Raw genomic sequence first — 22,078 nt, 5'->3', positions numbered from 1 at the left:
CCCCACCCCCCCACCCCCCCCCCCCCCCCCCCCCCCCCCCCCCCCCCCCCCCCACCACCCCCCCCCCCCCCCCCCCCCCCCCCCCCCCCCCCGGTGCCGGGTGGTGCCGAAGGTCAGCCGATCGGCGGTATCGCCTCCGCCAGCGCCCGGACCGCCGCGACGAAGCAGTCCGCCGGCGGGGTGACCAGGCCCGCGCCGACCTGACCGGTGCCCGCGACCTTGCCCGCGATGCCGGTGTTGATCTGCGGCAGGATGCCGGTGCGCACCACCTTGGTCACGTCGATCCCGGTCGGCGTGCCGCGGAAGTCCAACACCGGGATCTGGTAGGCCGGGTTCTCCGCGAGGGTGATCTCGTACATCCGCCGGGTCGCGGCCAGCGCGTCGTCCACCTCGCCGCCGATGAACCGCACGATCGCCGGTGCCGCCGCCATCGCGAAGCCGCCGATGCCGGCGGTCTCGGTGATCGCCGAGTCGCCGATGTCCGGGTTGGCGTCGTCCGGGCCGTACGCGCCCAGGTACAGACCGTCCGGGACCTCGGCGGGGCCGGTGTACCAGCGGTCGCCGGTGCCGGAGACCTGGATGCCGAAGTCGGTGCCGTTGCGCGCCATCGCCACCACGAGCGAGGAGCCGGGCACGTCGCGGCCCGCGTCCATCGCCAGCTTGCAGGCGGGCATGTCCAGGTTCAGGAAGAAGTGGTCGTTGCCGCCGACGAAGCGGGCCGCCTCGGCGATGTCCGAGGTCGGCGCGCCGCTGTCGATCATGTTCGGCAGCAGTTCGCGCAGCAGCATCAGGGTGCCGGCGCGGTTGCGGTTGTGGCCCTCGTCGCCCATCTGCAACATCTGCGCGATGATCGCCCGGATGTCGATCGCCTCGCCCGCGCGCACCGCGGTGCGCAGCAGCGGACCGAGCACCGCGGACATCCAGCGCAGCCGCTCGATCACCTCGGGCCCGTACGCGCCGTAGCGCAGCACCTTGCCCAGGCCCTCGTTCAGCGAGCACCACGCGCGGGTGCCGTGCGTGGTGTCCTCGAGTTCGAACATCCACATCGACGGGCTGACCACGCCCGCCATCGGCCCCACCGCGTGGTGGTGATGGCACGAGTCCAGTTCGGCGTGACCCTCGGCGAGGAACTTCTCCGCCGCCTCGGGGGTGTCGGCCAGGCCCTCGAAGAGCACCGCGCCGATCAGCGCGCCGCGCATCGGCCCGGACGCCCGCGCCCAGTCGATCGGCGGTCCGGCGTGCCGGAACTGGCCGGCCTTCAGACCCAGCGCCTCGCTCGCGGGCTTGACGTCCACCAGGTGCGGCGTGGATGCCAGCACCCGTTCGATCGCGACCTTGTTGGCCGCCTCGCGGCGCGCGTCGGCGAGCACCGCGGCCAGCGCGTCGGCGGTGCCGGGCAGCGGCGGGCGCCAGTCGACGGCGGTCACCGGTACGGCCTGCGCGGCCAGCGCGTCGGCGAGCAGATCGGCGCCGACCGTCACCACGGACGGGTCCCGGGTCAGCAGCGTGCCGCCTCGGGGGTTGGGAGCACTCACGCGTCGAGCCCTTCTACGATCGCCACGGCGCGCCGGGCGGCCTCGGCATTGGACAGGTGGACCTCGGCGCCGGCGGCGGTCAGGGTGCGGGCCTGGGCGTCCAGGTCCTGCGGGTCCAGGTCGGTGCCGCACAGCGAGATCAGGACGGCGGGGGCGTCCGGTCCGGCGGCGCGCAGCACCTCGGCCAGGTCGGCGGCCGGGTCCGGGTGCGCGCCGTGTCCCAGGACGACGTCCAGGAGCAGGACCGCGGTGGCCGGGTCGGCCAGTTCCTCGGCGAGCCGCTCCAGGCGCAGGCTCGGGTCGATCATCGGGTGCGGGCGGCCCGCGGTCAGGCCGTCGTCGCCGAAGTCGATCATCAGGTGCCCGGCCGTGCGCAGGTCGGCGGGCAGCGCCCAGTCGGCCCGCAACGGGATGTTGGAGGCGATCGGGCCGAGCCGGTCGGCGGCGATGATCATCGCCTCGTCGCACAGCGTGCCGCCGCAGAACAGCCCGCGCAGCGCGCCGGTACGGGTGGGCACGGTCCGCTCGGGACGCCAGGTCCGGTCCTGGACGCCGGCGTGTCCGATGGCGGCCAGCGCCTTGGTCGCGGCGGCGGTGAGGTCCTCGCGGCCCTGCCCGAGGAAGGCCAACTGCACCGGTGTGGACAGCGTCGAGGCGTAGCGCTCGACCTCGGCCGCGACCGAGTCGGCGGGCGGCTTGGAGACCACCACGATCAGTTCGGTGGCCGGGTCGGCGTCCAGCATCGCCAGCGCCTGGAGCGTCGAGCGGGCGCCGACCGCCTCGCTCAGGTCGCGTCCGCCCACGCCCAGGCAGTGGCTGACGCCGCTGCCGGCCGCGTGCAGCAGGCACATCAGTTCCTGCGATCCGGTGCCGGAGGCGGCCACGATGCCGATCGGTCCCGGGCGCACGGAGTTGGCGAAGCCGAGGCCGACGCCGCCGACCAGCGCGGTGCCGCAGTCCGGGCCCATCACCAGGAGGCCGCGTTCGCGGCCCACGTCCTTGAGTCGGATCTCCTGCTCGACGGGCACGTTGTCGCTGAAGATCAGCACGTCCAGGCCCGCTTCGAGGGCGTCCATCGCCTCGGCGAAGGCGTGCGGTCCGGGTACCGAGACCAGCGCGAGGCTCGCGTCGGGCGTGGCACCGGCGGCGGTACGGATCGTGCGCGGCGGGACGCCGGCGGCGGAGCCGATCCCGGTGCCGCCGCCGGTGGACAGGACCAGGGCCTGTTCGAGCACCTCGACGGCGCGCCGCAGCGCGTCGTCGTCGTCGGCCCGGATCGCCACGATCAGGTCGTTGGGTCCGGCGCCGTCCGGGGTCTCGAAGCCCATGCCCGCCAACAGGCCGACGTTGAGTTCCGTCGCCATGGCGACGAGCGCCTTGGTGACCCCGTCCACCGCGGATACCGATCGGCTCACCTGCATCAGGCTGACCGAGTCTCGGTATGTTCCGCGGCGCAGCTCAAGCGCGCTGCTCACGGGCGCTCCTTCCTTCGGGGTACGGGAGTTCGGTGGGACCGCCGCAGCCGCGAGGGGCTCCGGCGATCGCTGGTGCGAGATCTGCGTCGGCCGCCTCGGCCCCGGCCAGGACGCCGTGGGCCAGGTCCGCGCCGGAGGTGTGACCCACCGTCAACAGGCGGCGCAGGCAAGGGATGACGTCGGTGTCCCGGCCCACCGCACCGATCAGGTCGATCAGTTGCCCGCAGCCGTCGCCGCGGACGGCGTGGCCGAGCAGCGCGGCGGACAGGTCGGTGGTGCGGCCCGGGGCGTGTGCCGTGACGCGCGCGCCGAGGGCGCTCGCGTGCCGGCCGCCGGCCCGGTCGGGGGCGAGCAGGCGCAGCGCGAGCAGGAAGCCGCACAGCGCGTCGTCGCCGCTGGGGGTCAGTCCCGGGCCCAGGCCGATCAGTCGCAGCGCGGCGGCGTACGCGCGATCGGGGTCGGTCGCGACGTGTCGGCCCAGTTCGGCCAAGTGGGCGCGCGCGTCGGCGGACAGGCCGGTGCGTACCGGCTCCAGTGCGGTGCGCAGCGTGGCGCGCCCGGCCCGGCGGGTGTCGGTGTCGCCCGGCGCGGGCGGGCGCGGCGGGGTCCACCAGCGGGCCGCCGGCACCCGCAGCGGGCCGATGCGCACGCGGCCGTCGCCGATGTGGGCGTGCCGGTGGCCGGCGAGTGCCGGGAAGGGGGACGCGCTGCTGCGGCCGGCGACCACGAGGGCGTTGGGCAGTCGGACCGCGTCGTGCGTGCACAGGGCCAGGACCGTGTCGTCCGGGTCGGCGAGGTAGATCGCGGCCGGGAAGACGCCGAGAACCCGCGCGGGCCGGGTCGACGCGCACAGTGCCGCGCGGATCCGCTCGGAGGCCGAGCCCGGCATCGTCACCGTCGCCGGATCGCCATTGTCTCCCGGGTCTACCACGGTGGTGCCTCCCGGGAACGGTGCGGAATCGAGGTGGTGTGGAGCGGACGCGAAGTGGTACGGGGATCGACGTGCTGTCGTGCCGAGTGCTGTCGTGCCAGGTGTTGCCGTGCCGGGTGTTGCCGGGTCGAGCGATGCCGGGTCGAGTGGCGCCGGGTCCACCGGTGCCGGGCCCGACGACGCCCCTGGTCGAAACGGTGCGGAGTCGATGATCGACACGGTGTGGCCGAGGTCTCCGGGGCGGTGGGCCCCGGTGTGACCTGTCATCCGGTGCCACTCAAATCGGACCGGCTCAATGTCTGTTGTGAACGTAATCCAATGGCTATGGTCCTCGAATGGAGCAAGTTGCCAACCTTGGCGCAGATATTTCGCGTAATTTGCCAAGCCCTGGTGGAAGTCCGGGCGGGGTGCGAACCGCGAGTACCGGCACGCTCGTCCGCGGCGTCGCGGTGCGCGACGTGCTGAGCCTGTCCAGCCTGTCCGGCGCCCGGCTGATGGCCGGCGAGCGCGGCTTGGACCGCGTGGTGCAGCGGCTCAACGTGATGGAGGTCCCGGACATCCTGCCCTGGACCAAACCGCACGAACTCCTGCTGACCACCGGCTACCCGCTGCGCGAGACCCCGCAGTCCCTGTGCGATCTGGTGACCGAGTTGGAGTCGCGCCGACTCGCCGCGGTGGGCATCAAGCTGGGCCGCTACCTGGACGAGTTGCCCGCCGACATGCTGGAGGCCGCCGACCGGGTCGGCCTGCCGATCATCCGGCTGCCCGACGACGTCGCCTTCGACGACATTCTCAACCAGGTGCTCACCGATATCCTCAACCGGCAGGCCGCGGTGCTGGCCCGCTCCGAGGAGGCGCACCGCGCGCTGGTCAGTGTGGTGCTCGCGGGCGGCGGCCTGGAGGCGATCACCGACGAACTCAGCCGCCTGCTGGGCGGCACCGTCATGGTCACCACACCCGACGGGCGACTGCTCGCGTCGTCGGCCTCCGAACAGGTCGCGGCCACATCCAGCGGGCGCGGCGTGTTCGACGCCACCGGCCGCTTCCGGGTGGAGCGCTTCAAGCACGGCGCGCGGGCCCTGGAGGACCCGACCACCGGGGTGGCCCTGGTGCCGATCCTGGCCGGTGCCCTCGACCACGGCCGGGTCGTCCTGATCTCCGCCGGGCGCACGCTCGACGAGAGCGACATCCAGGTGTTGGAACGGGCCGCCGCCACAGCGGCACTGGTGATCACCAAGGAACTCGCGGTCGCCGCCGTGGAGAGCAAGTACCAGGGCGACTTCATGCGCGACCTGCTGGCCGGCCGGGCCGGCGACCCGGCGCACACCGTGCGGCACTGCGCGTCGCTGGGCTGGGCGATCGACCGCCCGCTGACCGTGGTGGTCGCGCAGTTGGAACCCGGCGAGGGCCTCGACCCGGAGTCGGACGACCTGCGGCCCGCCCACGAACGCTTCGCCACCGCGTGGGGCATCGTGGTGCGCGAACGCGATCCGCGCGCGGCCGTGGTCGGCTACAGCCAGGAGGTCGTGGTGGTGATGGGCGCCTCGGAGCGCACCCCGCCAGGCGAGTTGGTCCGGCACATGGTCGCCCAGGTCTCCGGCGACGGCGGCGGCGGGCGCCGCTCGTTCTCCACCGGGGTCAGCCGCGTGGTCACCGACCCCGCGCTGCTGCCCGAGGCCTACGAACAGGCGCGCCGCGCGGCCAAGGTCGGCCGGCAGATGCACGGTCCGGGCGGCATCGCCGACTTCGACAGCCTGGGCGTGTACCGCCTGCTCAGCCTGGTCCCCGACTCGGCCGAACTGACCAGCTTCATGCGGGAGACCCTCGGCGAACTCGCGAGCCGCGAGGACGAGGAGACCACCGATCTGCGCACCACCCTGGAGGTGCTGCTCGACACCAACCTGAACGTGGCCGAGACGGCCCGGATCCTGCACTTCCACTACAACACGCTGCGCTACCGGATCGGCAAGCTCGAACGGTTGCTCGGCGCGTTCACCACGGATTCGCATCTACGGCTCAACATCATGCTGGCGCTCCAGGTGCGCCGCATGCGCGGGCTGTAGCGTAGCGCGCACGTACGGAGAGACCCTTGGTTGTTCATCCATACGCCGAGACGAGTCGGCAACAAACCTTGGGTGAATTTCACAACACCACCAGGCCGGATCTGTCAGCTATCACCCAAGCCGCAGTGTCCGACCCGTCCATAACCTTCCCCCAACCTCGTGGCGAGAACGGCGAACATCACCGGATCGCGCTCACCGTGCCGGGTCGTGCGACAACGAATCGCCCTCGCACCCCCCTACGCCTGGAAGGCGGCTGAACATGGCACTCGGCTTGGGATGGAAGCTCTACGGGGACGGCAGCACCCCACCTCCGGGTGAGGTCGTACGCCCCGACGAACGACTCTCGTGGGGTCGGACCATCGGTCTGGGCGCACAGCACATCGTCGCGATGTTCGGCGCGACATTCGTATTCCCGGTGGTCATGGGTCTGGACCCCAACCTGGCGATCATGATGTCGGGTCTGGCCACGGTGGTCTTCCTGCTCATCGTGCAGGGGAAGATCCCCAGCTACCTCGGCACCAGCGCCGCGTTCGTCGGCGCGGTCGCCACCATCCGCGCCTCCGGCGGCTCCAGCGCGACGGTGACCGGAGCGATCCTGGTCGCCGGCGCGGTACTCGCGCTCGCCGGCGTGCTGATCCACCTGCTCGGCGCCGAACTCGTCAACAAGGCGCTGCCGCCGGTGGTCACCGGCGCCGTGGTGCTGTTGATCGGCTTCAACCTGGCGCCCGTGGTGGCCGAGGTGTACTGGCCGCAGGACCAGTGGATCGCCATCCTGACGATGACCGCGGTGATCGCGATGACCGTGCTGCTGCGCGGCTTCTGGTCCCGGATCGCGATCTTCCTCGGCCTGGTCTTCGGCTACGCGATGTCCTGGCTGTTCGACAAGGGCTTCGGGCAGATCACCTCGGCCCAGCCCGGTCAGCACGACGGCAAGGAGTTCGCGCACGACCGGGTCGACTTCTCCGGTGTCACCTCCGCCGACTGGTTCGGGCTGCCCTCCACGCACGCCCCGGACTTCAAGACCTCGGCGATCCTGGTCGCGCTGCCCGCCGTGATCGCGCTGATCGCGGAGAACGCCGGCCACGTCAAGGCGGTCTCCGAGATGACCGGCGCCGACCTGGACGGCAGCCTGGGCAAGGCGATCACCGCGGACGGCCTGGGTACCGTGATGGCCAGCGCGGTGGGCGGCTCGCCCACCACCACCTACGCCGAGAACATCGGCGTCATGGCGGCCACCCGGGTCTACTCCACCGCCGCCTACTACGTGGCGGCCGCCGTCGCCGTGTTGTTCGGCCTGTGTCCCAAGTTCGGCGCGCTGATCGCGGCCACCCCCGGCGGCGTGCTCGGCGGCATCACCGTCGTGCTCTACGGCATGATCGGCCTGCTCGGCGCCAAGATCTGGATCGAGAACAAGGTCGACTTCGCCAACCCGATCAACCTGGTCCCGGTCGCGGCCGGCGTGGTGATCGGCATCGGCGGCGTCGCGATCAAGTTCAACGACGACTTCACCATCGAGGGCATCGCGCTGGGCACCATCGTCACCCTGGTGATATACCACGCCCTGCACGCCCTGGCCCCCGCGCACATGCGCGACCCCAAGGCCCCCGCCGACGTCGAACTCGAGGGCGGCACCGCGCTGTCCCTGGGCACCGTGGAGGAACACCGGCCCGCGGAGCAGCCGTTGACCGGCTCCACCGCCGCCGCTCCGCCGCCGAAGACGCCGTCCAGCTGACGCCGACACACGAGGCGCACCACCGCACGCGACACCAGGAGGAGACGACACCGTGAAGCCGCCGGCATTCCGATATCACGCACCGACCGATCTGGCCGAAGCCCTCGACGTCCTCGACGGCGTCGGCCACGACGGAAAGGTCCTCGCCGGCGGCCAGAGTCTGATCCCGATGCTGAACATGAGACTCGCGGCCCCGGCCAACCTGGTCGACATCAACGGGCTCGCCGAACTCTCCTATGTCCGCACCGACCCCGGCGGCGTCGCGGTGGGCGCGCTCGCCCGGCACGCCGAGGTCGAGGCGGACGAGGCCGCACACGCGGTCGTCCCGCTGCTGCGCCAGGGCCTGCGCCTGGTCGCCCACCCGGTGATCCGCAACCGGGGCACCACCGTGGGCAGCCTCGCGCACGCCGACCCCTCCGGTGAGATGACCGCCGTACTGGCCCTGCTCGGCGGCTCGATGACGCTGGCCCGCAAGGGGGCCACCCGCACCGTGCCCGCCGAGGACTTCTTCGTCGGGCCGCTGGAGGCGTGCATCGAGGCGGGCGAGCTGGCCGTGGCCGCCTACTTCCCCCGGCTGCCGGGCCGTACCGGCACCGAGTTCGTGGAGATCGCCCGCCGACACGGCGACTACGCGATGTGCGGCGTCGCGGCGGCGGTCACCGTCGACGACGACCTGCGGATCGTCTCCGCCCGGGCCGCCTACCTCTCGCTCTCGCCGGTGCCGCTCGTGCTCGACCTGACCGACGCGCTGATCGGCCGTACCGCCGACACCGCCGCCTGGCAGGACGCGGCGACCCTCGCGTCCTCGAGTCTGGAACCCGAGCCGGACATCCACGCCACCGCCGAGTACCGCGCGCAGTTGGCCGGCGTACTCACCGTCCGTGCGCTGCGCACCGCCACCGAACGCGCGGCCCTGGTCGACCCGAACCCCAACGCAGCACGCGACACCGGCACCAACGAGCGGAGCGCCCGATGACCGAGACGCAGATCCCCACCGAACAACGCCTCGACATCCGGCTCAGCGTGAACGGCGTGCTGCACACCACCACCGTCACCCCGCGCCGACTGCTCTCCGACTGCCTGCGCCACGACCTGGGCCTGACCGGCACCCACGTGGGCTGCGAGCACGGCGTGTGCGGCGCGTGCACCATCCAGGTCGACGGCAAGCCGATGCGTGGTTGCCTGATGTTCGCCGTCAGCGCGCAGGGCCACGAGATCACCACGGTCGAGGGACTGGCCGACGCCGACGGCACCATGCACCCCGTGCAGCAGGCCTTCCGCGAGTGCCACGGACTCCAGTGCGGGTTCTGTACACCCGGCTTCCTCACCGTCGTCTCCGCCTTCCTGGAGGAGAACCCGACGCCGACCGAGGAGGAGGCGCGCGAGGCGATCTCGGGCAACCTGTGTCGCTGTACCGGGTACCAGAACATCGTGAAGTCGGTGCTGCGCGCCGCCGAGATCACCAGCGAACGCCGGGCCGACGAGCAGTCCGAGGGGGACGCCCGATGACCACCAAGATGTTCGGCGCACCCGTGCAACGCACCGAGGACCTGCGCCTGTTGGTCGGCAACGGCCGCTATCTCGACGACCTGGGCGAGGGCTCCTACGAGGCCGCGTTCGTACGCAGCCCGCACGCCCGCGCCAGGATCACCGGGATCGACGTCACCGGCGCGCTCGACGTCGACGGCCTGGTCGCCATCTACACCTACGAGGACCTGACCGGCCGGGTCGCCGAGCCGCTCCCGCTGCTCATCCCGCACCCCGCGCTCACCCACGGCCGTACCGCGTACCCGCTGGCCAAGGAGTTCGTCAACCACGTCGGCGAGGCCGTCGTGATGGTCGTCGCCCGGGACCGCTACCTGGCCGAGGACGCCTGCGAGCGGATCACCGTCGAGTACGAACCGCTGCCGCCCGTGGTCGGCATCGAGAACGCCTTCCGCGCCGACCGCCTGGTGCACGAGGACGTGCCCGGCAACTGCGCGGCGCACTTCGTCCAGGAGGTCGGCGACGCGCCCGCGGCGATCGCCGCCGCGCCGAACCGGCTGGAGTTGAAGCTCGACATCGAGCGCAGCGCGTGCATGCCGATGGAGGGCCGCGGGGTCTACGCCCGCTGGGACGCCGCCGACGCGAGCCTGCGCGTGTACACCTCCACGCAGACCTCCACCGGCGTGCGCGCGGCCGTCGCGGCCAAGCTGGACCTGCCGCTGGACCGGGTCGAGTGCGTCACCCCCGACGTCGGCGGCGGCTTCGGCGTCAAGATCGTGCACCCGTGGCCGGAGGAGATCCTCGTCCCGTGGGCGGCCCGACTGCTCGACCACGAGGTCAAGTGGACCGAGGACCGCCGCGAGCACTTCATCTCCGCCGCGCACGAGCGCGGGCAGTTGCAGACCGTACGGGTCGGCTTCGACGACGACGGCCGACTGCTCGGCCTGGACGTGGAGATCCTGCACGACAACGGCGCCTACACGCCGTACGGGATCATCGTGCCGATCATCACCTCCACCCAGTTGCTCGGCCCGTACAAGCCCGGCGCCTACCGGGTGGACTTCCGCAGCCTGTACACCAACACGGTGATAGTGACCCCCTACCGCGGCGCCGGGCGTCCGCAGGGTGTGTTCGCGATGGAGCGCGCGATGGACGCGATCGCCGACCACCTGGGTCGCGATCGCACCGAGGTGCGCGCGGTCAACTTCATCAAGCCCGAGGAGATGCCGTACGACCACGGCCTGCTCTTCCAGGACGGCCGACCGCTGATCTACGACTCGGGCGACTTCCCCGGGTCGTTGGAGGCGCTGAAGAAGCTGGTCGGCTGGGACGAGTTCGAGGCGTACCGCGCGCAGGCGCGGGCCGAGGGCCGCCGGGTCGGAATCGGCGTCGCGTGCTACGTCGAGGGCACCGGCGTGGGTCCGTACGAGGGTGGTCACGTCCAGATCGAGACCACCGGCAAGGTCAACGTCGCCACCGGGTTGACCAGCCAGGGCCAGGGTCACCAGACGGTGTTCGCGCAGATCGTCGCCGACGAACTGGGCGTACCGCTCGAGGACGTCACGGTGACGACCGGTGACACCCGCCGATTCCCGTACGCGGTAGGCACGTTCGCGTCGCGGGCGGCGGTGATGAGCGGCAACGCCATCGCGCTTGCCGCGCGCAACGTCAAGGCCAAGGCGCTGCGGATCGCGGGCGAGGCGCTGGAGGCCGATCCGCGCGACCTGGAGATCGTCGACGGTCGGGTGCGGGTCAAGGGCAGCCCGGGCTCCTCGGTCGCGCTCGGCACCGTCGCGGTGTTGTCCAACCCGCTGCGCTACGCCTTCGACGAGGCGTCCCAGGCGGCCACCCAGCTCACCGGCGCCGCCGACTTCTCCAAGCTGCCGGTCCCCGAGGGCGAGGAACCGGGCCTGGAGGGCCGCGACTACTACTCGCCGCCGACCGCCACCTTCGCCAACGGCATGCACGCGGTGATCGTGGAGACCGACCCCGACACCGCCGAGATCCGCATCCTGCGCTACTGCGTCGTGCACGACTGCGGGCACCTGATCAATCCGATGATCGTCGAGGGCCAGGTGCACGGCGGCGTCGCGCAGGGCGTCGGTGGCGCGCTGTACGAGCGCATGGAGTACGACGAGCACGGGCAGTTGGTCAACGCCTCGTTCATGGACTTCCTGATGCCGTACGCCAGCGAGGTCCCCAAGATCGAGATCGACCACCTGGAGACGCCCTCCCCGCTCAACCCGCTCGGCATCAAGGGTGCCGGGGAGGCGGGCGTGATCCCCGCGGCGGCCGTGTTCGCCTCCGCGATCGAGGACGCCGAGGGCTTCCCGATCGTGCGGATGCCGATCCAGCCGTCCGAACTCTTCCACCTGCGCAAGCGGTTCGCCGCCGGCGAGATCCCGGCCCTGCGCCGCGGCGCCGACCATGCCGCCGGCACCCACCGTTAAGGAGCACGTCGCACCATGAAGGTCCAAGGAAACGCCATCCTGAACGCGCCGGCCGACAAGGTCTGGGCGGCGCTGAACGACCCGGCCGTGCTCACCCGCACCATCCCCGGCTGCGAGAAGCTCGAGGAGACCGGCCCCGACGCGTACCGGATGACGGTGACGATGGGCGTCGCCTCGATCAAGGGCACCTACCTGGGCAACGTGCAGCTCACCGACCAGGTGCCGCCCGGCTCGTTCATGCTCAAGGCGTCCGGCTCGGGCGGCCCGGGCACGGTCAGCGCCGAGGTCAAGGTCACCCTGGAGGACATCGACGGCGGGCGGACCCGGCTGGAGTACGACGCCGAGGCCGTGGTGGGCGGGGTGATCGGCGGGGTCGGGCAGCGCATGCTGACGGGTGTCGCCAAGAAGACGGCGGGCGAGTTCTTCAAGTCGGTCGACAAGATCCTGACCGGGCAGACGCCGCTCACCCCGGTGCCCGCGGCGGTCAACGGAACCGCCGTGGTGGCGCAGGCCGATGGCACCGTCGCGGCCGCGCCGGCCGGCGGGTACGCGGCCCCGGCGGCGGCCTCGTCGTTCGGCGGCGCCGACTTCGCCAAGGGTGCGCTGTTCGGCGCCGCGGTGGCGCTGCTCGGCGCGATCGTCGGCGGCGTGATCGCCCGTCGTCGCTGATCCACTGATCGGGAACCGATCGCGAACCGATCGGGAAAGGGAGTTACCATGCGTGCGTTCACGGCGGCGGCCGTCCAGGTCGTGCCCCGGCCGGGACCGCTCACGGCGGCGGTGGTCGAGGCGAACATCGCCCACGCGCTGGACTGGGTCACCCGCTGCGTCGAGTCCACCGGTGCCGAGTTGGTCGTACTGCCGGAGAGCGTGACCACCGGCTTCACCCCGGCGCTGAGCGCCGAGGAGTTGTGGGACCTGGTCGACGACGTCCCGGGCGCGCTCACCGAGCCGTTCCAGGAGCGGGCCCGGGAGTTGGGCGTGCATCTGGTGTGGGGCACCTACGAACGCGGGGACGACCGCGGGGTCGTGTACAACTCGTCCGTGCTGGCCGGGCCGGACGGTCGGGTGCTCGGCGTCTACCGCAAGACCCACCCGTTCGGGCCCGAACTGCGGTCGCGCGGCGGGTGGGTCACGCCGGGCGAGTACGTCAGCGTGGTGGAGACCGACCTCGGTCGGATCGGCATGATCATCTGCTTCGACGGCGACTACCCGGAGCTGAGCCGGATCCAGGCGGTGCACGGCGCCGAGGTGATCTGCCGCCCGTCGGCCCTGCTGCGCTCCGCCGACCTGTGGGAACTCACCTGCCGGGCACGGGCGTACGACAACCACGTCTACGTGATCGGCGCCAACGCCACCGGCAGCGACCCGGCCGGTGTGCTGTACTTCGGCAACTCGATGATCGTCACCCCGGGCGCCGAGGTGATCGCGCGCGGCTCCTCGCACGAGGGTTGGGTCTCCGCTCGTCTGGACCCGGAGCGGGCGTTGGCGTCGCTGACCCCGGGGTCGAACGTGCCCCAGGTCTTCGACCACTTGGCCGACCGCAACCTGGACCTGATCGCCAACTACGCGGACGACCTGGTCCGTCCGGCGAAGACCACGTTCCCGCACGGCTGATCACCGCACGAACACGATGCCCCGGCCCGGCGGATCGGGCCGGGGCATCGTGCACGCGGTGCCGCGCGCTCACCCGGCCGCTCGCCCGGGTGTGCCGCCCGGCGCCGACGGCGGCTACTTGCCGAATCGCCGTTCGCGACTCGCGTACGAGCGCAGCGCGCGCAGGAAGTCCACGTGCCGGAACGCCGGCCAGTAGCAGTCCACCCAGTGCATCTCGGCGTACGCGGATTGCCAGAGCAGGAAACCGGACAGCCGCTGCTCTCCCGAGGTGCGGATGATGAAGTCGGTGTGCGCGGCGGTCGGCGAGTACAAATGCCGGGAGATGTCCTCGATATCGAACCGTTCGACCAGTTCGGCCGGGTCCCCACCGGCCGCGATGTGTGCCTCGAAGGCGCTCTTCACCGCGTCGACGATCTCGCGTCGGCCGCCGTAGCCGACCGCGACGTCCACTCTCAGCCCACCGCGCCCCTTCGTCGCGGCGGTGGCCGTCTTGAGCACCCGGGCGGCGGCACCGGGCAGCATGTCGAGCGAGCCGATCACCCGCACTTCCCAGGGCCGGCCTTCGGCCGTGATGTCCCGGACGGTCTCCTCGATGATCTCGATCAGCGGGCCGAGCTCTTCCGCGGGTCGGCCGAGGTTGTCGTCGGAGAGCATGAAGAGGGTCACGTGCTCGATTCCCGCGGCGGTGCACCACCCCAGGAACTCGGTCGCCTTGGCGCCACCCGCCCGGTACCCCTCCCGGACGTCCGCGTGCCCCGCCTTTCGGGCCCAGCGCCGGTTGCCGTCGAGCATGATCCCGACGTGCCGTGGGCGCGGCAGACCTATCAGGGTGGCGGCCAGTCGGCGTTCGTACACCGCTTCGATCGGCCGCCGCAGGAACAGCGGGAGCAGCTTCATGCACCATCTCCATCGCGTGGCAAAACCCTCGGCGGACCCTACCAGGGACGTTCTCACCGGGTCGGCGAGCGCGCTCAACGGCTTTACCACTCGGGCCACTTGCACACCGGTCGCCGCTCCGGGCCGCCGTGTCGCAGGAGCGGCTTCGCCCCGGCGCCCCGCCTGTGCCGGGGCGCCGGGGCGAAGGGACCGCGTTCAGCCGGTGTTCTCGCGCCGCCGGCGGCGGAGGACGACGGCACCGCCCGCGAGTACGAGTGCCGCGCTCGAACCGCCGACGATCAGTGGCGTCGCCGACGACGAGTCGTCCGCCGTGTCGGCGGTGGTGTAACCGCTGGACACGCCGTTGGTGTCGTAGTCCGAGCCGGGCAACTTGTCGGCGTAGCGGGCCTTGACCAGCTTCTGGTAGTCGCCGAGCGAGAGTGAGGACTGCCCGCCCAGACCCTCCTTGGCCTGGTCGTTGAGTGGCTCGACGGTGGTGACCTTGAGCCGGTACCACGCCTGCAGCTGGGGCTCGGTGAACACCAGGGCTCCGACGCCGGCCTTACCGGCGTACGTGGTGTCGCTGTCGCCGTCGCGGACGGCCGCCAGGTGCCAGCCGCCGCCCTGGGTCGGGGCGAGCATGACGGTGGCATTGCGGCCGTTGACGGTGACATCCAGCGAGGACACGAGATGGCTCAGCGCGATCGCCTGGGTGGCGATCGGCAGGGCCGTTCCCGCGACGAAGCCCGGCGTGATCTGGTTCACCACCAGAGGGTCCTTCACCGTGAACGCCGGCAGGCCCTCGCAGGGATCGGCCTTGTCCGGAATCGTCACCGGCGCCGCCCCGGGGCCGCCCTCGGGCAGCGGCACGCCGAGGAAGCGACAGACGGCGTCGTGCACGCCGGCCGACTTCACCAGATCGAGCGCGGCCTGCTGATCGGGGATGTCGACCGCGCCGGCCGGGCCGATGGCGGTGAGCAGTGCGGATGCGCTCACCGCCACAACGGTGGACAGGCGGGAGAAACGATTTCTCTCCCGTGTGGTGGACGTGCCTCGGTTTTGCATGTCGCCCGCCTTCTACTGGGAGATGTTGATCCGGGAGTGGGTCCACTTGAACGAGTTGTTGCTCACGTAGTCGTTGTAGTTCCACCACGTGTAGGTGGTGGTGTTCGGCCACGGGTCGCCGACGGCGATGGTGTTGTTCGACGTGTCGTAGCCGTAGACGACGTTCATGTGGCCACCGCCGGACGCCCACCCGATGCGGGCGCCGATCGGCCGGGCCGCCTTGACGTCGGTGCTCACCTGGTTGAACGAGGCGGCGCTGGAGAGGCCGATGCCGGTCTGCTTCATGCCCAGGCTCGCCCAGCCGTTCGCCATGTCCTGGAGCGTCGCGGGCTGGTTGTCGCAGCTCAGATTGCTGTTACGCCCGGCGGCCCGAGTGCAGAAGTCCGTTTGGGTGGTGCCGTAGCCCTGGTACTTGGCGATGGTGAGCCCGGAGGCGACCCAGCACCACTGGCTCTTCTCCTGCTTCAGCATGGTGATCTGGTCGTAGTTGGCTTCCGCCCGGGCCGTGCCGCTCGCGGCCAGAAGCAACCCCGAAGTCGTCAACGCGATGGCCGATGCGGTTTTCGCAAACCCGAATCTGCTCATACTCCTGCTTTCCCGTGTGGATACGACGAGTTTTGAGCGATCTTGCAGCTGCATGACAGCGCAAAATGATCACCTCGCCCGGGAGCCACTCGGAAAGCATTCGGGAACCACCCTGAAGGAAGGAGTCGGCGTATAAGCGTAGAAATATCCCCATGATTCCCTGCGCGGCAATGACTCGCCGTGACGGGATAAGCGTCCCGAGGCAGCCGTGGGGTCGATGCCGTGCACCGGGTCGAGGGCGGCACGGGTTGATCGACAGGGCGGGCGGGCTCCCGTACTGTGCGTGCCGACGACGGCGTGACTCATGGGGGATCGACATGGAGTACCTCTTCTATTGTCGCGACAAGCCGGGAACCAGGGCCCTGCGTGACGAACTTCAGGAAGCCCATTGGTCGTTCATGGACGAGTACGCCGAGGGGATGATCGCCCGCGGGCCGACGTTCGCCCCCGACGGGGAGACGGTGACCGGCAGCGTCCACATCGTCGACCTGCCGGACGCCGAGGCCGCGCGTGTGTTCGCGTTCGCGGAGCCGAACCACCGGGCGGGCGTGTACGAGGCAGAGGTGCTGATCCGGCGTTGGCACAACACGCTCGGCCGGAAAATGTGGGATTTCGAAGGGAGTTCGGAGGGCCACCCGCGATTCCTGATCCTCGGCCACGCCAAGGCGGGCATGACCGCGACCCGTGACCGACTGCGGGCGGAGCAACTCCGCCGGCTACTCCACGGCGACTACCGGGAAAACCTGATCGTCTGTGGGCCGTTGCTTTCCGACGACGACGCCCAGGACTGGCTGGGCACCGCGATCCTGGCCGAACTACCGGACCGCGCCGCCGCGGAGGACCTGTTGGCCCAGGGACCGTACGCGCGGGCCGGCCTGTACCGGGACATCGAAGTCCACGACTGGTGCTTCGGCGGCCGCTCGGAGGACTAGGTCCCGTCCGAGTCCGGGGTCCGTCGCTCCGGTCGAGCGGTCCGGTGCCGAGGCCGAGGTCGGCGCCGACGCTCGCCACATGCCGCCGGCCACCGCCCCGGGACGAGGGGGCGGTGGCCGGTGGAGGGGTTGCGGGGTGGGTCAGTCCATCCGCACGATGGCCGCGACCGGCCCGCCGCCGGAGGGGCCCTGGTGAACGGCGGCGACCGAGACGAACACGGCCGGGTCGCCGGTGACGGACGCGGTCACGCCGCCGACGGTGGCCTTGATCTGCCGGTGCCAGTGCACGTCCGAGTCGTCGAGCATGATGTTGCGCCGCCCGCGCACGCTGCCGCTCGGGTCCGCCTCGCACTTGAGGAACACGTTGACCAGCCGGTCGCCGAGGTCCGAGGTGTGCGGGCGCTCCGGCAGGTCGATGCCGGCCGAGCGGATCGCGGACCAGATGCCGTCCGCGTCCAGCGCGTCCTTCATCACGTCGTGGCCGACCCGGAACGGACCGCCGACGCCGCGCACGTTGCCGACCACCACGATCTGCGCGCAGTCCAGCTCGACGCCGGAGGAGCAGGACGCCACCGACGAGTACAGCGACAGGTCGCGGTGGATCTGCTCGGCGGTCGGCAGCTCGATCTCGCCGAGCGCCACGGCGATGCCCAGCGCGGTGGTGGAGTTGGAGACGTCCATGGACTTGAGGGTGTCCTCGGTCCACACGTCGAACCCGCGCGCCTTCGCGTCGTTGATGGTGTCCAGCACCAGCAGCGGCGTCTTGGTCTGCACGTAGTGCACGTCGGCCGGGTCGGTGATGCCCGCGACGGACATCGCCTTGCGTACGCCCGCGGCGACCTTCTCCACCATCGGCACACGGCCGATGTCCTCGGGCAGGATCTGCTCGCTCATCGCGACGCCGACCGACACGCGCGGCTCGTCGGTGGGCTGGTAGCGGTTCTCCGGCGCGTACGCGAAGACCGTCGCGTGGGGGGAGATCACGCCGTCGGTGCCACCGGACCACACCAGTGGGACCTGCTGCGCTTCCTCGGCCGAGCGCTTGCCCTTGGCGACCAGCACCTCGCGGAAGGCGCGGTCGGCCAGAATGCGGGTGTAGTCGTTGACCCCGCCGTTGCCCTCGGTCTTCCCGATGACGGCGAGCACATCATCCGCGGCGAACACGCCGTCGTCGATGAGCTTGGCCAATCCGGACGCGTCGGTGACGCTCTCGATGGCGACCTTGTGAACCTCGATCGGCCTGGGCACTCGTTCCACCTCGTTCATTGGAGTTCGTTGAGTTCTTTGTACTTCGTCGACCACGTGGGAAACCGCCGACGCCCCGTCAGGCGCCCGGCTCCACGACCGTCCCGGACTCGCCCGCCACCGCGGCGGTGATGCGATCCAACGACGTGATCACCGAGCGCCGGCCGCCCTTCTCGACGAAGCGCACCGCCGCCTCGACCTTGGGCCCCATGCTGCCACCGGCGAACTGGCCGGCCGCGGCGTGCGCGCGCAGTTCCTCGGGGGTGACCCGGCCGATCACCCGCTCGTTCGCGGTGCCGTAGTCGAGCATCGCGTTGGGCACGTCCGTGGCGATCACCAGCACGTCCGCGTCCACCGACGCCGCGAGCAGGGCCGCGGTGAGGTCCTTGTCCAGGACCGCCTCCACGCCGCGCTCGGCGCCGTCCGCGTCGCGCACCACCGGGATGCCGCCGCCACCGGCCGCGACCGTGACGAAGCCCGCCGCGACCAGGGTCGAGATGGCCGGCGCGTCGACCACCTCCAGCGGATCGGGCGAGGGTACGACCCGTCGCCAGCCCTTCGCGCCCCGGTCCTCCCAGTGCTGGCCGAGCGCGACGAAGCGTTCCGCCTCGGCCTGCGGCAGATGCCGGCCGACCGGCTTGGTGGGGTGCTCGAACGCCGGGTCGGCGGCGTCCACGAGCGTGCGGGTGACCACGGCGGCCACCGGCGCCGCCTGCCCGCGGCGGCGCAACGCGGCCTCCAACGCGGAGACGATGGTGAAGCCGAGGGTGCCCTGCGTCTGCGCGCCGCACCAGTCCAGGGTCACCGGGGGCACGACGTGCGCGGTGAGTTCGTTCTTGACCAGCAGGTTGCCCACCTGTGGTCCGTTGCCGTGGGTGAGCACCACCTCGACGCCGGAGGCGATCAGGTCGGCCACCGCTTCCATCGCCACCGCGACGGCGGCCCGCTGGGCGTCGGGAGTGGCACTCCCATCGGGTCCCGTCATGGCGTTTCCGCCGAGGGCGATGAGTACTCTCCCGGTGCGGGGAGTTGGCATGTGTCGAACTCTCCTGTTCCTGTCGTACGCGGGAGTCCCGGCCGTCCCGTCCGGGACTTGGGACTCTAAGCGGGTGACCAGGTCGATGGCTTGGGAGCTTGTTGACCACAAAACCCAATCGATCTGGCAGAACTTGCCGAGCGGTACGCACCGCCCGCGGGCCTCAGCAGCCGAGCCGCGCGTACCGTCCCAGCCGTGCCGCACGCCGCTCGACCGTCGGTCGGCGCAACAGTCCGACCAATTCGTACTCCAACACCTGGGCCAGTCGGGCCAGGAACGCGACCGGCTCGTCGGCCGCGTCGGGCCGCTCGGCCACGATCCGGTCCACCACCCCGTCACGCAGCAGGTCCAGCGACCGGATGCCCTGCGCGGCGGCGATCTCCGCACCCCGGGTGGGGGTGCGATAGCGCAGCGCCGACGCGCCCTCGGGCGGCAGCGGGGACAACCAGCCGTGCTGGGCGCACAACACCCGGTCGGCGGGCAGCAGGGCCATCGCGCCGCCGCCCGCGCCCTGCCCGAGCAGCAGGCACAACGTCGGCGTGGGCAGGGTGACCAGTTCGGCCAGGCACCGGGCTATCTCGCCGGCCAGCCCGCCCTCCTCGGCCTCGCGGCTGAGTGCCGCGCCGCCGGTGTCCACCACGCTGACCAGCGGCAGGTCGAGCTCGGCGGCCAGCCGCATGCCGCGTCGGGCCACCCGCAGACCGGCCGGGCCGAACGGGCCGTGACTGGATTGCCGGGCCCGGTCCTGGGCCAGGACCACGCACGGCGCGCCGCCGAATCGGGCCAGCGCGAGCAACAGACCCGGGTCGCTCTCACCTTGACCGGTGCCGTGCAGCGGCACCACCGCGCTCGCCGCGTGGCGCAACAAGGCGCGGGCACCCGGGCGTTCGGCGCGACGGGAGAGTTCGACCGAGGTCCACGCCGGAACGTCGGCCAGATCCTCGACCGGCAACGGTGCGACGTCGGGCAGGTGTTCGCGCGGCGCGGTGACGATGTCGAGGACGCGTGCGGCCACTTCGCCGAGCCGATCGGGCTCGACGACGGCGTCCACCAGACCGTGCGCGTACAGGTTCTCCGCGACCTGGACACCCTCGGGGAAGGGTTGCCCGTGCAGAGCCTCGTACACGCGCGGGCCGAGGAAACCGATCAACGCGCCGGGTTCGGCGGCGGTGACGTGGCCCAGCGAGCCCCACGAGGCGAGCACACCACCGGTGGTGGGCCCGCGCAGGTAGACCAGATACGGCAGACCGGCGCTCTTGTGCGCGGCGACCGCGGCACTGATCCGGACCATCTGGAGGAAGGCGACGGTGCCCTCCTGCATCCGGGTGCCGCCGGAGGTCGGCGACGCGACGAGCGGCAGCCGCTCGGCCGTGGCGCGTTCGACCGCGGCGACCAGGCGCGAGGACGCGGCCACCCCGATCGAGCCGGCCAGGAAGTCGAATTCGCAGGCCACGACCGCCACTCGGCGGCCCTGGATGCGTCCCTCACCGGTGACCACCGACTCGTCCACGCCGCTCTTGGCTTCGGCGGCGCGCAGTTCGTCGACGTAGCCCGCGTCCAGGCGCTCCGGGCGATGCGGTGCGGTGTCCCAGCTCGTCCAGGTGTCGGGGTCCAGGACCAGGCCGATCAGCGCGTGCGCGCCGACGCGGGTGCGGCGGGTCGGTGCGGGTACCGGTGCGGGCGTGGACGCGGTCGCCGGCACGGGCGCGGTGCTCATGCGCGCCGCGCGGCGTGCAGGGCGCGGGCGTCCTCGGCGTCGAGCCACGCCTGCACGCTGTCCGTGTGCTGGCCCAGCGTCGGCGGCGCCTCGTGCCGGCGCCGACCGCCGTCCGCCGTGTCGCCCGCTCCGTCCAGCCGAATCGGCGGGCCGGGCAGCGTGATCGGACCGAGGGTGCTGTGCATGACGTCGAGCAGCAGACCCTGCGACTTGGTCTGGTCCCACTCGTAGACCCGGTCGATCGTGCGCACCTCGCCGGCCGGTATGCCGGCGGCGGCCAGTTCCGGAAGCAGCTCGTCCACGGCGCGCTCGCCGCACGCGGCGTTGATCGCGTCCGCGAGTTCGGCCCGATTGACCACCCGGTCGGCGTTGACCGCGAAGCGCGGGTCGTCCACGGCCAGGCCGACCATCGGCGCGAACTTGGCCCACAACTTCTCGCTGCCCACCGCGACCTGGATGATCGCGTCCGCGCAGCGGTAGGAGCCGTACGGCTGGAGCGAGGGGTGCAGGTTGCCCTGCGCGTGCCCGACCTGGCCGGCCACGGTGTAGTTGGTGCCCTGGAAGGCGTGTACACCGACGATCGCGGCGAGCAGCGAGGTGCGCACGACCCGGCCCAGGCCGGTGCGCTCACGCTCGTGCAGCGCGGCGACCACGCCGTAGGCGCCGTACATCCCGGCCAGCAGGTCGCCGATCGGCACGCCGATCCGGGTGGGGTCGTCGGGACCGGGGCCGGTCAGACTCATCAGGCCGGCCTCGCCCTGGGCGATCTGGTCGTAGCCGGGCCGGCCGCCCTGCGGGCCGTCGTGGCCGAAACCGGTGATGGACAGCACCACCAGGCGCGGGTTGAGCCGGGTCAGCTCCTCCATCGGGAAGCCGAGTCGATCGAGCACGCCGGTGCGGAAGTTCTCCACGAGCACGTCGCTGTGCCGGATCAATCGGGCCAGCGTCCGCCGGCCCTCCTCGGTCTTCAGGTCGAGGACGATCGACTCCTTGTTGCGATTGCAGGACAGGAAGTACGTCGACTCCCGTGCGTCCTCGGCCCCCACGAACGGCGGACCCCAGCCGCGGGTGTCGTCCCCACCGTCCGGGTTCTCCACCTTGATGACACGGGCCCCCATGTCGCCGAGCATCATCGCGGCGTGCGGGCCGGCGAGGGCGCGGGAGAGGTCGAGCACGACGAGGTCGCAGAGCGGTCCGCTCACGTCGAAACACCCCTTTCTGCAGGTATGCGGCGTTGCGCGTCCGTCCATCCGGGCATCCGTGCGGTGTACGGGTGTGGTGCGTGACGCGTGGTGGCAGTGCGTATGTCGGTGCGTGTATGCGGTGAGTGCGGT

At 71.5% G+C, this 22,078-nt stretch carries 18 protein-coding genes; 8 read left to right on the top strand and 10 right to left on the bottom strand.

All coding sequences use genetic code 11. The features are described 5' to 3' along the window. Window positions 1-113 precede the first annotated feature (113 nt). The 3 genes from ACZ4FV_RS42495 to ACZ4FV_RS42485 are packed head-to-tail and all read right to left on the bottom strand — an operon-like array spanning window position 114 to window position 3,899. Entirely contained in the window at window positions 114-1,535 is a 1,422-nt protein-coding gene (locus tag ACZ4FV_RS42495) for a YlbE family protein (RefSeq protein ID WP_395870175.1), read from the bottom strand. Further along, window positions 1,532-3,010 (bottom strand): FdrA family protein, encoded by a 1,479-nt coding sequence (locus tag ACZ4FV_RS42490; RefSeq protein ID WP_395870177.1) that lies wholly within the window; start codon window positions 3,008-3,010, stop codon window positions 1,532-1,534. Before ACZ4FV_RS42490 ends, ACZ4FV_RS42495 begins: the two co-directional genes overlap by 4 nt. After that, the gene (locus ACZ4FV_RS42485; protein WP_465326129.1) at window positions 2,994-3,899 is read right to left on the bottom strand and encodes an oxamate carbamoyltransferase subunit AllH family protein; all 906 of its coding nucleotides are present in this window, start codon (window positions 3,897-3,899) and stop codon (window positions 2,994-2,996) included. Before ACZ4FV_RS42485 ends, ACZ4FV_RS42490 begins: the two co-directional genes overlap by 17 nt. Before the next feature lie 449 nt (window positions 3,900-4,348). Here ACZ4FV_RS42485 and ACZ4FV_RS42480 point away from each other — a divergent pair, with 449 nt between their 5' ends. The 7 genes from ACZ4FV_RS42480 to ACZ4FV_RS42450 all read left to right on the top strand — a co-directional run bounded on the left by ACZ4FV_RS42480 (window position 4,349) and on the right by ACZ4FV_RS42450 (window position 13,288). Next, complete coding sequence (locus ACZ4FV_RS42480; RefSeq protein ID WP_331770560.1) at window positions 4,349-6,004, top strand: PucR family transcriptional regulator; 1,656 nt, start codon at window positions 4,349-4,351, stop codon at window positions 6,002-6,004. Window positions 6,005-6,263: 259 nt separating this feature from the next. After that, the gene (locus ACZ4FV_RS42475) at window positions 6,264-7,736 is read left to right on the top strand and encodes a uracil-xanthine permease family protein (protein ID WP_465326126.1); all 1,473 of its coding nucleotides are present in this window, start codon (window positions 6,264-6,266) and stop codon (window positions 7,734-7,736) included. Window positions 7,737-7,788: 52 nt separating this feature from the next. Beyond that, window positions 7,789-8,712, top strand: a complete 924-nt coding sequence (locus ACZ4FV_RS42470; RefSeq protein WP_395870183.1) for an FAD binding domain-containing protein — start codon at window positions 7,789-7,791, stop codon at window positions 8,710-8,712. Next, window positions 8,709-9,245, top strand: coding sequence for a (2Fe-2S)-binding protein (locus ACZ4FV_RS42465; protein ID WP_395870185.1), 537 nt, complete (start codon window positions 8,709-8,711; stop codon window positions 9,243-9,245). Before ACZ4FV_RS42470 ends, ACZ4FV_RS42465 begins: the two co-directional genes overlap by 4 nt. Beyond that, window positions 9,242-11,671: an aerobic carbon-monoxide dehydrogenase large subunit gene (gene cutA, locus ACZ4FV_RS42460; protein WP_395870186.1), complete on the top strand. Its 2,430-nt coding sequence runs from the start codon at window positions 9,242-9,244 to the stop codon at window positions 11,669-11,671. The genes ACZ4FV_RS42465 and cutA overlap by 4 nt, the downstream gene beginning before the upstream one ends. Before the next feature lie 15 nt (window positions 11,672-11,686). After that, the gene (locus tag ACZ4FV_RS42455) at window positions 11,687-12,340 is read left to right on the top strand and encodes an SRPBCC family protein (RefSeq protein WP_395870188.1); all 654 of its coding nucleotides are present in this window, start codon (window positions 11,687-11,689) and stop codon (window positions 12,338-12,340) included. A gap of 48 nt (window positions 12,341-12,388) precedes the next feature. Next, complete coding sequence (locus tag ACZ4FV_RS42450) at window positions 12,389-13,288, top strand: carbon-nitrogen hydrolase family protein (RefSeq protein ID WP_395870190.1); 900 nt, start codon at window positions 12,389-12,391, stop codon at window positions 13,286-13,288. Between the two features lie 114 nt (window positions 13,289-13,402). Here the strand turns inward: ACZ4FV_RS42450 and ACZ4FV_RS42445 are convergent, their stop codons facing one another. From ACZ4FV_RS42445 to ACZ4FV_RS42435, 3 genes are all read right to left on the bottom strand, one after another. Then, entirely contained in the window at window positions 13,403-14,185 is a 783-nt protein-coding gene (locus tag ACZ4FV_RS42445; RefSeq protein WP_395870192.1) for an isoprenyl transferase, read from the bottom strand. 195 nt (window positions 14,186-14,380) lie between these two features. Beyond that, window positions 14,381-15,160: an LPXTG cell wall anchor domain-containing protein gene (locus tag ACZ4FV_RS42440; RefSeq protein ID WP_395870194.1), complete on the bottom strand. Its 780-nt coding sequence runs from the start codon at window positions 15,158-15,160 to the stop codon at window positions 14,381-14,383. 81 nt (window positions 15,161-15,241) lie between these two features. Further along, a complete protein-coding gene (locus tag ACZ4FV_RS42435) occupies window positions 15,242-15,772 on the bottom strand; it encodes a papain-like cysteine protease family protein (protein WP_465326120.1) in 531 nt (176 codons plus the stop codon). A gap of 359 nt (window positions 15,773-16,131) precedes the next feature. On the opposite strand from ACZ4FV_RS42435, the gene ACZ4FV_RS42430 reads away from it, so the two are divergent. Beyond that, window positions 16,132-16,746 (top strand): YciI family protein, encoded by a 615-nt coding sequence (locus tag ACZ4FV_RS42430; protein ID WP_402237397.1) that lies wholly within the window; start codon window positions 16,132-16,134, stop codon window positions 16,744-16,746. Window positions 16,747-16,887: 141 nt separating this feature from the next. Here ACZ4FV_RS42430 and bar read toward each other — a convergent pair whose 3' ends face one another. The 4 genes from bar to ACZ4FV_RS42410 all read right to left on the bottom strand — a co-directional run bounded on the left by bar (window position 16,888) and on the right by ACZ4FV_RS42410 (window position 21,946). Next, window positions 16,888-18,012: a barbiturase gene (gene bar / locus ACZ4FV_RS42425; protein WP_402237400.1), complete on the bottom strand. Its 1,125-nt coding sequence runs from the start codon at window positions 18,010-18,012 to the stop codon at window positions 16,888-16,890. 58 nt (window positions 18,013-18,070) lie between these two features. Further along, window positions 18,071-19,027: a carbamate kinase gene (locus ACZ4FV_RS42420; RefSeq protein WP_402237403.1), complete on the bottom strand. Its 957-nt coding sequence runs from the start codon at window positions 19,025-19,027 to the stop codon at window positions 18,071-18,073. Window positions 19,028-19,190: 163 nt separating this feature from the next. Further along, entirely contained in the window at window positions 19,191-20,744 is a 1,554-nt protein-coding gene (locus tag ACZ4FV_RS42415) for a carboxyl transferase domain-containing protein (protein WP_402237406.1), read from the bottom strand. Then, on the bottom strand, window positions 20,741-21,946 hold the full coding sequence (locus ACZ4FV_RS42410) for a CaiB/BaiF CoA transferase family protein (protein ID WP_465326117.1): 1,206 nt from the start codon (window positions 21,944-21,946) through the stop codon (window positions 20,741-20,743). Before ACZ4FV_RS42410 ends, ACZ4FV_RS42415 begins: the two co-directional genes overlap by 4 nt. Window positions 21,947-22,078 lie beyond the last annotated feature (132 nt).

Source organism: Embleya sp. NPDC025285 (genome assembly GCF_055558835.1).
Note: the sequence above shows the minus strand (reverse complement) of the source record. Positions and strands in the feature narration are given on the sequence as shown.